At 59.2% G+C, this 14,728-nt stretch carries 8 protein-coding genes and 1 pseudogene; 8 read left to right on the top strand and 1 reads right to left on the bottom strand.

Translation table 11 applies throughout. The features are described 5' to 3' along the window. From ACKOED_RS06285 to ACKOED_RS06275, 3 genes and pseudogenes are all read left to right on the top strand, one after another. Positions 1-124 (top strand): annotated as a pseudogene (locus tag ACKOED_RS06285) (IS630 family transposase); the annotation flags it as partial. 148 nt (positions 125-272) lie between these two features. Then, positions 273-2,081 (top strand): response regulator, encoded by a 1,809-nt coding sequence (locus ACKOED_RS06280; protein ID WP_408915724.1) that lies wholly within the window; start codon positions 273-275, stop codon positions 2,079-2,081. Between the two features lie 76 nt (positions 2,082-2,157). After that, positions 2,158-3,000 (top strand): GNAT family N-acetyltransferase, encoded by an 843-nt coding sequence (locus ACKOED_RS06275; protein WP_408915723.1) that lies wholly within the window; start codon positions 2,158-2,160, stop codon positions 2,998-3,000. Here the strand turns inward: ACKOED_RS06275 and ACKOED_RS06270 are convergent. Next, positions 2,982-5,252, bottom strand: coding sequence for an NADP-dependent malic enzyme (locus ACKOED_RS06270; RefSeq protein ID WP_408915722.1), 2,271 nt, complete (start codon positions 5,250-5,252; stop codon positions 2,982-2,984). The two genes, ACKOED_RS06275 and ACKOED_RS06270, sit on opposite strands and share 19 nt — an antisense overlap. Positions 5,253-5,442: 190 nt before the next feature. On the opposite strand from ACKOED_RS06270, the gene mutS reads away from it, so the two are divergent. The 5 genes from mutS to ubiB are packed head-to-tail and all read left to right on the top strand — an operon-like array spanning position 5,443 to position 14,723. After that, positions 5,443-8,079, top strand: a complete 2,637-nt coding sequence (gene mutS / locus ACKOED_RS06265) for a DNA mismatch repair protein MutS (protein ID WP_408915726.1) — start codon at positions 5,443-5,445, stop codon at positions 8,077-8,079. After that, positions 8,076-10,829: a [protein-PII] uridylyltransferase gene (locus ACKOED_RS06260; protein ID WP_408915721.1), complete on the top strand. Its 2,754-nt coding sequence runs from the start codon at positions 8,076-8,078 to the stop codon at positions 10,827-10,829. The genes mutS and ACKOED_RS06260 overlap by 4 nt, the downstream gene beginning before the upstream one ends. 6 nt (positions 10,830-10,835) lie before the next feature. Further along, positions 10,836-12,392, top strand: coding sequence for a murein biosynthesis integral membrane protein MurJ (murJ, locus tag ACKOED_RS06255; RefSeq protein ID WP_408915720.1), 1,557 nt, complete (start codon positions 10,836-10,838; stop codon positions 12,390-12,392). Positions 12,393-12,417: 25 nt separating this feature from the next. Continuing rightward, positions 12,418-13,185: a bifunctional demethylmenaquinone methyltransferase/2-methoxy-6-polyprenyl-1,4-benzoquinol methylase UbiE gene (gene ubiE / locus ACKOED_RS06250; protein WP_408915719.1), complete on the top strand. Its 768-nt coding sequence runs from the start codon at positions 12,418-12,420 to the stop codon at positions 13,183-13,185. Beyond that, entirely contained in the window at positions 13,185-14,723 is a 1,539-nt protein-coding gene (gene ubiB / locus ACKOED_RS06245; protein ID WP_408915718.1) for a 2-polyprenylphenol 6-hydroxylase, read from the top strand. The genes ubiE and ubiB overlap by 1 nt, the downstream gene beginning before the upstream one ends. Positions 14,724-14,728: the final 5 nt, after the last annotated feature.

The following is a 14,728-nucleotide window of genomic DNA, read 5'->3' as shown; positions in this document are numbered from 1 at the left end:
ATTGCGCAAGGCGGCACAGCGCACCGTCGAAGGCCTCTGGACCGCCATTGGTGACATGCTGCCAGTCTTCAAGCCTCAGGAATGCCGAAACTACTTCGCCGCAGCAGGATATGATGCAGACTGATGGGATTCCGCTCTAGGGCGCGTTAAGGTTCTGATAACCAAATTGCTGGCGTGTAAGTGTTTGGCAATCCCATCATGGCAAGACTCAAGCCATGGCTGCTACAGACAAATCCCACATAAGATCGACACCATTGCCCCAGGCTGGCGAGATGAGCCCTGACGCCAGTCTTGTCCGCGCGCTGCAGCAGCTGGCGCAGCCTGGGCCCGGCTATGTTACCTTGATGGCACCGCTGGTTCTGGCGCTCCTGCTGAGCGCCCTGGCGGCCATAACCGTGACTTCGACGGATTCGGATTTGCTGGTCCTCGGTCTCGTCGCTGCGGTCTTGATCGTCTCGGCAGGTATCGCCTTGGGGCAGTTCGCCTGGCGGCGGGGAGCCAGACGGCGGCTCGCCGCCCTTGCCACGAAAGCAGCCGAGCTACATGAAGCGCGGCTCAAGGCGGAGGCCTCCAACAGCGCAAAATCAAGATTTCTGGCAATCACCAGCCATGAAATTCGCACGCCGATGAACGGCGTCATCGGTATGATCGGGCTGCTTCTCGAAACGCCACTTTCAGCTGAACAGCGCAATTATGCCAAGAAGGCCGATGTTTCAGCACGGGCGCTGTTGTCGATTGTTGACGAGCTACTGGATGCTTCGCTCGCCGAACGTGACAACGTCGACGTTCAAGAAGCGCCCTTCGATCTCGCCGGACTGATCGAGTCGGTGACTGAACTCCTCGCACCGCGCGCCCATGCGAAGGGAATCGAAATCTCCTGTTTTGTGTCCAGTCTCGTGCCGTCCACGGTGACCGGCGACGAGAAGCGCTTGCGCCAAGTTTTGCTCAATCTCTGCGGCAACGCCATCAAATTCACAGGAGCCGGTGGCGTCGCCATCTGCGCAAGGCTTGCCGGCAGCGATCATCTGTCAATTACCGTGAGCGACACCGGCATCGGGATGAGCGCCGAAGAGCAGCAGCGCGTTTTTGACGAGTTTGTGCAGGGAAATGAGGAGACCCGCCGTCTCTTCGGCGGCACCGGACTGGGATTGACGATCTCCCGCAAACTGATCGAGGCGATGGGCGGAACAGTTACGGTGAACTCATCGCCTGGGCTTGGATCGGTGTTTCAGGTCATCCTGCCGCTGCATGTTACGCCGTCATTGCAGCAAACGTCGCTGCTACACGGAAGGCATTACATCATCGTCTCGAAGCCTTGCCTGACAGCCGCTCACATCAAGGACACCCTGGAAGACAGTGGAGCCACGGTGGACCTGGTTCGGGATGAGCAAGAGCTGGTGCAGGTCCTGACTGAAGAAGACGGAGTGGCCGTCGACGCAATCATTTGTGACAGCGAATTCGCCGACACCCTACGAAGAACAACGAACCAGCTGGCTCATCGTATCTTTATTCTGATGCGCACCGAAGAGCGCCGTCAATATGCTGACCTGCTGTCAGAACCTCTATTCGGTTACCTGCTGAAACCGTTCCGCCGCCAATCCCTGCTCAGGCTGATAACGGCGCGTGAGGAAGACGTTATCGCTGCCGCGGTGCAAGACCTCCGGGAAATCGTCAATGCCGAAGGCCATGCAAGGCCACTTCAGGTGCTGCTCGCCGAGGACAATCCAGTGAATGCGCTGCTTGCGCAAACGGTTCTGCGCCGGGAGGGCCACCGCGTCACGCACGTCGCCGACGGCGAACAGGTTCTCGACGCGCTCGCCCGCGGACGGCGGCCAGACCTGATCATCATGGACGTCGAAATGCCGGTGCTGGATGGACTTGAGACAACCAGGCGAATCCGGCGTTTGGAGCGCGAAACCGGCACACCGCGACTGCCAATCCTGGCACTGACCGCCAATGCCCACAAGGAAGACATCGCCGAATGCCTGGAGGCCGGCATGGATGGGCATCTTTCAAAACCCTTCGACCGGCAGGACCTCGAAGAGACCATCGCCCGCCTCGTGATGCGCCAAGCCGCCTGACCACGGTCATATAACTTTCACAATCAACGGGTCTGTGCCATCCTCAACCGGGAAGGAATAGACGCTGCCCTCCATCATGGACATCAAAGCCGGACGCGGCATGTTGATCCTCCGGCAAGCGCGGACAGCCGAAGAGATCGCCGCCTGTCAGCGGCTGCGCTACCGCGTGTTCTACGAGGAAATGAACGCCAAGGCCGATGAAAAAACGTCAGCCTTGATGATGGATTGTGACCGTTTCGACGCGATCTGCGATCATCTGCTTGTCGTTCACCTTGGCCAGCCAAAGCATGACAGCCCGATAATGATTGCCGATGGCGAACTGATCGGCACCTACCGGTTGCTGAGTCAGAAGACCGCCGAAGCCCATGGTGGGTTCTACACACAAAGCGAGTTCGACATCGCTCCGCTTGTCGCCCGGCATCCCGGCTTGCAGTTTCTCGAGCTTGGCCGGTCCTGCGTCCTGAAGCCGTTCCGGACCAAGCCGGTGGTTGAGCTTCTCTGGCAGGGAATCTGGAATTATGTCCGTGCTTGCCGCATGGATGTGATGCTGGGTTGCGCAAGCCTTGAAGGCACCGATCCCGATGCCCATGCCCTTGCGCTCAGCTTTCTGGCTGAAGCGGCCGCACCTCCGGAATGGACTGTCCGGGCTCTGCCCGGACGGCTTGTCAACATGCGCCGCATGCCACCGGAGAAGATCGACAAGCGGCGGGCGCTGGCGGTTCTTCCACCGCTAATAAAAGGATATCTCCGGCTTGGGTGCTATATCGGGGATGGCGCGGTCATCGATGAGCAATTCAACACCATCGATGTACTCATCATCCTGCCCGTATCCGCCATCAACCCGCGGTACTTCGCGCACTTTGGCCAACCACAGGACGATATCTTGCAGGCACCGCCCGGTTATCGGTTGATATCATAGGCGGCAATCGCGGCCAGGTTCAGGATCTCAGAGGCGGTCGCCGACATGGAAGCGATTTGCACCGGGCGGTCTAGACCGGTCAGAAGCGGACCTACCACCGTGACGCCGCCCAATTGCTGTAACATCTTCGTGGAAATTGACGCCGAATGGGCGGCGGGCATGACAAGCACATTGGCGGGACCCGTGAGCCGGCAGAACGGATAGAGAGCCATCGCCTCCCGTGACAGCGCGACATCAGCCGCCATCTCGCCATCATATTCGAAATCCACACTTCGGTGATCAAGAACGGCTACGGCATTCCGCACATATTCAGCGCGTTCGCCACGCGGATAGCCGAAAGTCGAGTAAGACAGAAAGGCAACCCGGGGTTCGTATCCAAAGCGGCGCGCCACCCCAGCCGCCTCTTGCGCGATGTCCGCCAGCTCCTCAGCCGACGGAAGTTCGTGAATCGAGGTATCGGCAATAAAGACTGTGCGGCCACGGACAAGCGCCATTGAAACCCCGATCGGCCGGTGCCCTGACCGGTTGTCAATCGCATGTCGCACATTATCAAGCGCGGCTGAGAAATTCCTTGTGAGGCCCGTCACCATGGCATCGGCATCGCCCATCGCCACCATGCAGGCGGCAAAAACGTTGCGATCCTGGTTCACCATGCGCTGACAATCGCGCAGCAAGAAGCCGGCGCGCTGCAGTCTTTCGTAGAGGAAGTTGGCATAGTCGACATTCCTGTCAGACACCCGCGCATTGGAAATCTCGACATTCTCGTTGAGTTCCAGCGCACCGGTTTGGAGCGTCTTCTCAATTTCAGCTTCGCGGCCTATCAGAATGGCGCGGCCAAGACCCGCACTGGCAAAGCTGTTGGCGGCGCGGATCATGCGGTCCTCTTCGCCTTCGGCAAAAACCACACGCTTTGGCGCCACCCTCACCTTCTCAAAAACGCTCTGCAACGTGCCAGCAATAGGATCGAGCCGTGCCGACAATGACTTTCCATATTCATCAAGATCGGCAATGTGACGGCGCGCCACTCCGCTTTCCATGGCGGCCTTTGCAACTGCGACCGGCACAGTGGAGATGAGCCGTGGATCAAAAGGCACGGGGATCAGATAGTCGCGTCCGAAAGTCGGACGAGAACCATGATAGGCCGCGGCAACTTCATCGGGCACGTCCTCCCGCGCCAAGCCGGCTAACGCCTGCGCGGCCGCTATCTTCATATCATCATTGATGGTTCGGGCGCGGACATCCAGCGCACCGCGGAAGATGTAGGGGAAACCGAGCACATTGTTAATCTGGTTCGGATAGTCAGAGCGCCCGGTGGCCATGATCGCATCCTCACGGACCTTGAGAACCTCCTCCGGTGTTATCTCGGGATCCGGATTAGCCATCGCGAAGATTATCGGATTGGCTGCCATGCTTCTGACCATCTGCGGGGTCAATGCGCCAGCCACGGACAGACCAAAGAATACGTCAGCACCTTCCATGGCGTCAGCAAGTGACCGGGCTTTGGTTTCCACGGCATGCGCTGACTTCCACTGATTCATGCCGTCAGTACGGCCTTTGTAGACAACTCCCTTTGAGTCCGCGAGGACGACGTTGCCATTCGGCACCCCCAAGGATTTGATCAACTCGACGCAAGCGATGGCCGCAGCTCCGGCGCCATTACAGACGATCTTTGCGGTCTTCAGGTGGCGTCCTGTCAGGTGCAGGGCATTGATCAGGCCGGCAGTGGCGATGATGGCAGTCCCATGCTGGTCGTCATGGAAGACTGGAATATCCATCATCTCGCGCAGGCGCTGCTCGATGATGAAACAATCCGGAGCCTTGATGTCCTCAAGATTGATGCCGCCAAAGGACGGACCGAGATAGCGCACGGCGTTGATGAATTGCTCAACATCCTTGGTATCGACCTCGAGGTCGATTGAATCGACATCCGCGAAACGCTTGAAGAGAACGGCCTTGCCTTCCATGACAGGTTTTGACGCCAGAGCGCCGAGGTCGCCCAGGCCAAGAATGGCGGTGCCATTGGAGATGACGGCGACGAGATTGCCCTTTGCGGTATAGTCATAGGCGGTCTCAGGCGCCTCGGCGATTCGCCGCACCGGAACTGCCACGCCCGGGCTGTAGGCCAGCGACAGGTCGCGCTGGGTAGCCATCGGTTTGGTCGGGTTAACCTCCAGCTTTCCCGGCTTGCCGCGCTGGTGGAACTGCAAAGCTTCCTCCTCGGTGAAGGAGGGCCGGCGCGGCTTCTGGTCCATGTTCTGGCCTCAAAAACAAACGAAATGGCGGCTGGTACGCACACTAAAGACAGGCGGCGCGCGGCACAAGCTTTGCCTCACCCGGACTTGCGCCAGAACCGCGAAATCCTGCTATGGAGAACCCGTGGACGGGATTGACCATACCGGCGACCAGGCGGGGGAGGAAGGCGCTCACCGCGCGACACCCGTCATGACCCAATTTCTGGTGCTGAAGCAGGCAAATCCGGGAAGTCTGCTTTTCTTCCGCATGGGTGACTTCTATGAATTGTTCTTCGAGGATGCCGAGGTGGCGGCCAATGCACTGGGCATTACCCTTACCAAGCGGGGGAAGCATCTAGGGCGGGACATCCCCATGTGCGGTGTCCCCGTCCATACGGCTGACGCCTATCTGCAAAAGCTTATCCGGCTCGGGCACCGGGTTGCCGTCTGCGAGCAACTGGAAGACCCGGCTGAGGCCAGGAAACGTGGCTCTAAAGCCGTGGTCAGGCGCGATATCGTACGGCTCATCACCCCTGGTACGTTGACAGAAGACAATCTGCTCGATTCCCGCAGCCACAACTTTCTTGCCAGTGTCACCCGCAATAATGCCGCGGGAGAACTGGCCATCGCCTGGGCCGATATCAGTTCCGGAGAACTGGCGGTTATGATGAGCGCGGAGACCCGGCTTGCGGCCGATCTGTCCCGCCTCGACCCGCGAGAGATCATCATTGCAGACCGGCTTATGGATGACCCGGATCTTTCGGAACTTCTTACCCGTAGTGGCGCCCCGGTGAGCCCTGTTCCCGCGGTGCGTTTCGACTCTATCGCCGGCGAACGGAAGCTCAAGGAGTACTTTGAGGTTGCGGCACTGGATGGCTTTGGCAGCTTCTCCCGGGCCGAAATCTCCGCACTTGGCGGGTTACTGGACTATATCGTCATTACCCAAGCTGGCCGGCTGCCACATCTGCGACCACCGCGCCGCGAACTCCCGTCAGCAACTCTGCTGATAGACCCCGCGAGCCGCGCCAATCTCGAATTAACCAGAACCTTGCAGGGCGACCGGAAAGGCAGCCTGTTGGCGGTGATCGACTTCGCATTAACCGCCGCTGGCTCGCGTTGCATTGGTACGCGACTGACCAACCCGCTAAGCGACCCCTACGCCATCGCCGACCGTCTTGATGAGGTAGACCACTTCCTCTTGGACCCCGCCCTGCGCGAAGACGTCCGCCACCAACTTGCCGCAATGCCAGATCTCGAACGAGCCCTGGGACGGATCGCCATCGCCCGCGGAGGCCCGCGCGATCTGGCCGCGATTCGTGATGGTCTGATCATCTCCGGGCAACTTGCAAAGCGACTTTCAGACAGCGCCACTATTGGCGGTCTGCCCGTCAATCTCAAGACTACCTGCGAAACTCTCCAATGGAGCGATCTCGAATTCGCGCAAGAACTTGATGCTGCCCTTACCAGCGATCTCCCTCCTTCGGCGCGCGATGGCGGCTTCGTGAAGCCCGGCTATTCGCTGGACCTTGACGAGAACAGAGCACTCCGCGACGAGACGCGTAAGGTGATCGCCGGGCTGCAGAACCAGTATTGTGATATCTCCGGCATCAAATCGCTGAAGGTGAAACACAATAATGTTCTGGGCTATTTCATCGAAGTACCCGGCACAGCCACTGGCAACCTGCAATCGCCTGAGCGCGCGGGCCTCTTCATCCATCGCCAGACAGTGGCGAACGCCATGCGCTTCGTCACCACCGAACTTGCCTCGCTTGATCAACGCATTGCTGCGGCAGCTGAAAAGGCGCTTGCCCTCGAACAGGAAATCTTCACAGGCTTGTGTGCGCAGGTAATAGCAAGGCGGAACCTGCTGTCGAACCTCGCCGATGCGGTTGCCCGGCTTGATGCTGCTGCAGCCTTGGCCGAAGTCGCCGCACGGCGGCGCTATGTCAGGCCTCGGGTCGACGGTACGACACGTTTCACGGTCCTGGGCGGCCGCCATGCTGTCGTCGAAGCAGCCTTGCAGGATCGTGCCAGCGGCTCCTTCGTCGCCAATGACTGTGATATCTCTGGCGACAGAAAGAGATTATGCCTGCTGACCGGGCCCAACATGGCGGGAAAGTCGACCTACCTCCGGCAGAATGCGTTGATTGTCGTGCTCGCTCAAATGGGCTCCTTCGTTCCCGCCGCGGAGGCACATTTTGGTGCTGTGGACCGGCTGTTCAGCCGGGTCGGCGCCGCCGATGATCTTGCGCGCGGCCGCTCGACCTTCATGGTTGAAATGGTGGAGACCGCCGCCATTCTCAACCAGGCGACAGAAAGAAGCTTCGTCATCCTCGACGAGATCGGCCGCGGCACCGCAACCTATGACGGTCTATCCATCGCATGGGCCACGCTGGAGCACCTTCATAGCGTCAACAAATGCCGCGCTCTCTTTGCGACCCACTATCACGAACTGACACAGCTCTCTGGCAAGTTGCCGCATCTTGCCAATGCCACCATGAAGGTCAGGGAATGGCAAGACGATATCGTGTTCCTGCATGAGGTTGTGCCAGGCGTAGCCGATCGCTCATACGGCATTCATGTCGCCAGACTGGCGGGGCTGCCGCAATCAGTAATCGCCAGAGCGCAAGCGGTTCTGGACCGCCTGGAACGCGAAGGGAGCAAAACTCCCGTAGCGGGACTTGTGACTGAGTTGCCGCTGTTCGCGGCAGCCATCTCACATAAATCGCAACGCGAAAGCGAAGTTGAAAAGAAGCTGGCAGATACGGCCGCCGACGAACTTTCGCCGCGCGAGGCACTGGCGCTGATCTATGAGTTAAAATCTCTTCTGAGGCTGCCGGATCCATGAAACAGGCGCCCTACGGTTTGATTGATCCTCTTATTGTGACTGAACAGATGTGGGCTGCATCAGCCACACATCATCACAACCGGAGCGATCTTCGTTCAGCGATCGTCGCGATTCTGAAGAGAATGCTTGAGCAGGCGCATGCTGAGGCCGAACGGCATCTCTTGGCGGATGGCAATGGCACGCGCTGCGCCGAGGCGTTGAGTCTCGCGGAAGATCAACTGATCAGGGCGCTCTTCGATCTTGCCTGCAGCAAGGTTTTTCCAGCGCATGGCCATGAAGAGCGAATTGCCGTTGTCGCAGTCGGCGGCTACGGCCGCGGCACGCTCGCACCGGGTTCTGATATCGATCTGCTTTTTGTGCTGCCGGCTCATCAGACTGACCGGGTCCGTAACATTGTTGAGTTCATCCTATATAGCCTGTGGGACGCACGTCAGAAAGTCGGGCATGCTACGCGCAATATCGATGAGTGTATCCGGCTTGCGAGTTCCGATAACACGATTCTGACTTCGCTTCTTGAAGCGCGCTATATTTGCGGAGATGAGAAGCTGTTTCACCGTCTGGCAAACGAGTTTCGCCGGGAAATCGTGTCCAAGGGGGCCAAGCAATTCATAGCTGAGAAACTTAAGGAGCGCGACCTCAGGCATCTGAAAGTGGGCGAGAGCCGATACGTGGTCGAACCAGACGTCAAGGACGGTAAGGGCGGACTGCGTGACCTCAACACGCTGTTCTGGATCGCCAAGTACGCCTATGCCACAAACTCAACTGACGAGCTTGCGGAGAAGGGCGCATTCTCCCGCGAGGAGCTGGCGATCTTCAAGAAATGCGAGCGGTTTCTCTGGGCAGTCCGCTGTCACCTGCATTTCCTAGCCAGACGCGGCAATGACCGGTTGAGTTTCGACCGGCAGCCTGACATCGCCGAGCGTCTGGGCTATAAGTCGCACGGCGGTCTGAAGCACGTCGAGCGCTTCATGAAACACTATTTTCTGGTCGCGAAGGACGTCGGCGATCTCACACGGATTCTTTCCGCCAGTCTTGAAGCCAGTCACGTCAAGGATACGCCAGGGCTTGGCCGCGTGATTGGCCGGCTTATTTCGAGAACATCTGGTTTGTTGCGGGAATACCCCACGTTCAAGCTGGAGAACGGCAGGATCATGCCAGTCAGCGCCGACGTATTCGAGAAAGATCCGGTGAATATGATCCGGCTGTTCGTGATTTCGGGCCGTACAGGCGCCGAGATTCATCCTGATGCGATAAAAATGCTGCGGCGGTCATTGCGTTCGATCAGCCGTATTCTCGATGACCAGGAAGCAAATGCCATTTTTCTTGAGCTTCTGACCTCCACGGAAGACCCCGACATCGTCTTGCGCATGATGAACGAGGCTGGTGTTCTGGGCCGTTTCATTCCGCCGTTCGGCCGGATTGTGGCGATGATGCAATTCAATATGTATCATCACTATACAGTCGATGAGCATCTGATACGCGCCGTCGGCCACTTGTCTGATATTGAGCGTGGCCGGCTTTCGGATGATCACCCGCTCTCGACGGCCATTTTTCCAACAATCACGAGCCGCAGACTCCTCTATGTCGCCGTATTCCTGCATGATATCGCGAAGGGCCGGAAGGAGGACCATTCCATCGCCGGGGAACGTATCGCGCTCGAACTCTGCCCGCGGCTTGGCCTCACAGCGTCTGAAGCCGAAACAGTGGCCTGGCTGGTGCGCCATCATCTGCTGATGAGCGAAACATCGCAAATGCGTGACCTCAACGACTTCAAGACTATTCTTGATTTCTGTGCGGTGGTTCAAAGCCTTGAGCGGCTGAAACTGCTGATCATCCTCACCGTGGCTGATATTCGGGCTGTCGGGCCCGGCGTATGGAACGGCTGGAAAGGTCAGCTGCTGCGCACGCTCTACACGGAGGCAGAACCCGTACTGACAGGCGGTCATACCAGCGTCTCGCGCCGCGAACGGGTGGCGGAGGCCCAGGCGGAATTCTTCAAGCGACTTCCGGGCTGGAGCGACAGCGAGCGGAAAGCATATACGGCCAGGCACTATGATGCCTACTGGTTGGGAACGTCGTCAGAAAAACAAGTCAAGCATGCGGAGCTGATACGCGGCGCTCAACCAAAGACCATTGTCACCAGCCTGGAAACAGACGCATTCACCGCCATTACCGAACTTACGGTCTATACCCCGGATCATCCACGCCTGCTGGCACTCATCACCGGCGCCTGTGCGGCCGCCGGCGCCAACATCATGGGCGCGCAGATCTTCACAACAACGGACGGCATGGCGCTGGACACCATTCTGATCCAGCGCGAATTTCCAGAAGAAGAAGACGAGCGCCGCCGTGGCGAACGAATCGCGGAGCTGGTGCGCAAGGCGTTGCGCGGCGAGCTGCGCCTGAAAGATGCCGTATCGCGCGCCTACCGCCCGCAGCAGCGCATCAAAGCATTCACCGTCGAGCCAAGGGTGATCATCGACAACCAGTCTTCAAACCGTTTCACGGTGATCGAAATCAACGGCCTCGACCGGTTGGGGCTGCTCTATGACCTCACGGAGGCGCTTTACAAGCTGAACCTCAACATCGCCTCGGCACACATCACAACCTTTGGCGAGAAAGCCATCGATGTGTTCTATGTGACCGACCTGACCGGAGCCAAGATCGAGAACGCCACGCGGCACAAGCAGATCGAAGCCGTGCTCGGCAGCATCCTGAAACCAGCACAGCTGGCCCAGGCAAGAGCCTGATCCGCCATGTCCCTGCTCAGATCCGCGGCAACCGTTGGCGGCCTCACACTGGTAAGCCGTATTCTTGGCTTCGTACGTGACCAGCTGATCGCTTTCACCTTGGGAACAGGTTTCGTTGCCGAAGCTTTCATTGTTGCGCAGCGATTTCCAAATCTGTTTCGGGCGCTTTTCGCCGAAGGCGCCTTCAATAATGCGTTTGTTCCTCTTTTCGCAAAGAAGGTGGAAGGAGAAGGCGAAGCCAAGGCGCGTGATTTCGCAATCGACGTCTTCTCCGTGCTTCTGGCTTGGCTGCTGCTTTTTTCGGCCGTCGCCATGATCGCCATGCCATTGGTCATCTACGTCATCGCGCCAGGGTTTCGCGCAGAGGGTGAGATGTTTGATCTCACGGTGGATCTGACGCGCATTTGCTTTCCCTATCTCCTGTTCATGTCACTGACCGCGCTGCAGTCCGGTGTCTTGAACAGCCTTAACCGGTTCACCGCCGCGGCGGCGGCACCAATTCTGCTCAATCTGGTGATGATCGCGTCGAATGTGGTGGCCTGGCTGCTTGCCACCGGCAACACACCCGCTACGGGCTATATCTTCGCATGGGGCGTCTTTGTGTCTGGCGTAGCGCAATATGCGCTCCTTGCCATCGCTTGCCGCCGGGCAGGAATGCGACTCTTGCCAAGATGGCCGCGCATGACGCCGGACGTGAAACACCTCATCGCTTTGTCAATCCCCGGAATTGTGTCGGGTGGCGTGATGCAGATCAACCTTCTCGTCGCCACCATGATCGCTACAACGATGGATGGTGCGGTGGCGTTCCTTTATTATGCAGACCGGCTGTATCAACTTCCTCTGGGCGTCATCGGCGTCGCCATTGGCATCGTTCTCCTGCCTGATCTTTCACGCAAACTGAGAGCAGGCAATGAAGCGGGGGCGCTACACAGCCAGAACCGGGCGCTGGAGCTCTCGATGTTCCTTACCCTGCCCTCGGCGATCGCACTGATGGCCATTCCGGCTCCCATCATCCACACCGTGTTCGAACATGGCGCCTTCACGCGCGCCGATGCTTTCGCGGTCGCCCCGGCGCTGCTGGCCTTTTCCATTGGACTACCAGCTTTCGCGCTCACAAAAGTGTTTCAGCCCGGCTTCTTCGCCCGCGAGGACACCAAGACTCCGATGCGCTTTGCGCTGATTTCAGTCGCCGTGAACGTCGCGGGAAGCCTGATCCTTTCCCGTTACATGGGCCATGTCGGCATCGCGCTTGCCACTTCCCTGGCTGCCTGGCTTAACACGGCACTTCTGGCTGTCACATTGTCGCAGCGTGGCCTGTTTGTTCTCGACGAGCGGTCACGCCAGCGGCTGCCGCGAATCCTTGTCTCGGCGCTGCTGATGGGCGCATTGCTGCTGGCCGGACAATGGTTGCTGCGCGGCAACTATGTTGAAAATGCCGGTTTTCTGGCGGCAGCCTGGGGACTGCTTGTGCTCGTTGGCGGCGGAATTATAAGCTATTTCTCGCTTGCCCATGTAACCGGCGCCATGCGGCTTGGCGAATTCACATCAATGCTGAAACGATAGAGTTTTGGCGCTAGGACCTGTTGCCATGACAGACAAGACGAACGAGCAGGATGTGGCTTTCGGTTTCCGCCAGGTCGGAGAAGACGAAAAGCAGGGCCTCGTCAACGAAGTGTTCTCCAAGGTCGCGGCGCGCTACGACCAGATGAATGATCTGATGTCGGTGGGCCTGCACCGGCTGTGGAAGGACGATCTTGTCACCATGCTGAATCCGCCCCGCGGACAGGCCACTTTCGAGCATCTGGACGTAGCGGGCGGCACCGGCGATGTGGCTTTCCGGATCCTTCGGGCCGGCGGGCCAAATGTACGGGTGACGGTGGCGGATATTTCGCCTGAAATGGTCGCGGAAGGTAAGCGGCGCTCAGAGGCGGAGGGCCTGCTGGGCCGCTGCCGCTTTACCGTCGGCAATGCGGAGTCGCTGGCTTTTCCAGACAGAAGCTTTGACGGCTACACCATCGCTTTTGGCATTCGAAACGTCACTCACATTGACCGGGCCCTCGCCGAAGCCTACCGGGTGTTGAAGCCCGGCGGCCGTTTTCTGTGCCTGGAGTTCTCGCAAGTTGATGTTCCGTTCCTTGACAAGATCTACGATGCCTATTCCTTCACGGCCATTCCAGCCATCGGCAAAGTGGTGACCGGCGACGGCCAGCCATACCGCTATCTCGTCGAATCGATCCGGACCTTCCCAAAGCAGGACGATTTTGAAACGATGATCGAGGACGCCGGGTTTGCGCGGGTGAGCTACCGCAACCTAACCGGCGGCGTGGTCGCCATCCATTCCGGCTGGCGAGTCTGATGTTTCAAAGCATCCGCTACAGTTTCAGCCTGCTGCGCGCCGGACGAACGCTGGCGGCCTATGACGCACTGCTGACGCCCGAACAGATCGATCAGTTGCCTTGGGCCGCCCGGCTCTTGTTGTCCATCGCCAAGGTCGGCGCGCGCAAGCCACCAAAGGGCGACGCGAACCCGGTCGCTACGGCCTTGTCTTCGCTGGGACCCAGCTACATCAAGCTTGGTCAATTCCTGGCCACCAGGCCGGACCTGGTCGGTCCGCAGCGCGCCTTCGACCTCAAGGCGCTTCAGGACCGACTTCCGCCCTTTCCCATGGCCGAGGCGCGCAACATCATTCGCCGCAATCTGGGAGCGGATGTTGACACGCTGTTTGTGGAATTCGGCCCGCCGGTCGCGGCTGCCTCGATCGCCCAGGTGCACAAGGCCAGGAGCCCGGATGGCCGTGAGTTGGCCGTAAAAGTTCTGCGGCCGGGTGTGGACAAGCGTTTCGCCGCCGATCTCGGAAGCTTCTATTTTGCTGCGCGGCTGATGGAGCGGTTCAGTGCCGAGGGCCGGCGGTTACGGCCAGTCGCCGCCGTTCAGATGCTCGAGCAGTCGATGAAACAGGAGCTTGACCTGCGCATGGAGGCCGCCGCCTTGTCGGAAATGGCGGAAAACACCCGCGATGACCCCGGTTTCCGGGTGCCGAAAGTCGATTGGGAAAGAACCAGCCGGGAAGTGCTGACCACGCAGTGGATCGACGGCACGCCGATTTCCGATGTCGAAAGTCTGCGGGCCCAGGGCTTCGACCTTGTGAAACTGGGCGACACGGTGATCCAGAGTTTCCTGCGCCATGCCATCCGGGATGGCTTCTTTCATGCCGACATGCATCAAGGCAATCTGTTCATCGACCGGGCAGGAAATCTCGTTGCCGTCGACTTCGGCATTGTCGGACGGTTGGGCCGCGACGAGAGCCGGTTCCTGGCGGAAATCCTCTATGGCTTCATTACCCGCAACTATTTGCGGGTGAGCGAAGTGCATTTCGAAGCAGGCTATGTGCCACGCACCCATGACCCGGCCGTCTTCGCCCAGGCGATCCGCGCCATCGGCGAGCCGATCATGGACCGCGCCGCCAATCAGATTTCAATGGCACGGCTGCTCACCCAGCTGTTTGAAGTGACCGCACAATTCGACATGCAGACCCAGCCGCAGCTTCTGCTCCTGCAGAAGACCATGGTGGTGGTCGAAGGCGTGGCCCGCACGCTCAACCCCAATCTCAACATGTGGGTGACCGCCGAACCCGTGGTCAGGACCTGGATCGAACGCAAGCTCGGCCCGGCTGGACGGCTGGAAGATGCCTCGATGACGCTGGCGGGGCTCTTTGCCGGACTTCCGGCGATGCTGGGGGAGGCGCAGCGCGCTACAACGTTGCTCGCCAGCATGGCGGCAAGGGGTGGCCTACAGCCAGACCGAGCCAGAGAGCGGCATGGCCGCTGGACGCAAGTCTGGCTAGCGCTGGGGGCGGTTTCGCTGGCCGCCATCGCGTTCAGCCTCCTGACCTGACCCCC

Source organism: Aestuariivirga sp., from assembly GCF_046093005.1.
Taxonomy (GTDB): domain Bacteria; phylum Pseudomonadota; class Alphaproteobacteria; order Rhizobiales; family Aestuariivirgaceae; genus Aestuariivirga.
The sequence above is the reverse complement of the archived record's forward strand: the minus strand, read 5'-3'. Positions and strand labels throughout refer to the sequence as shown.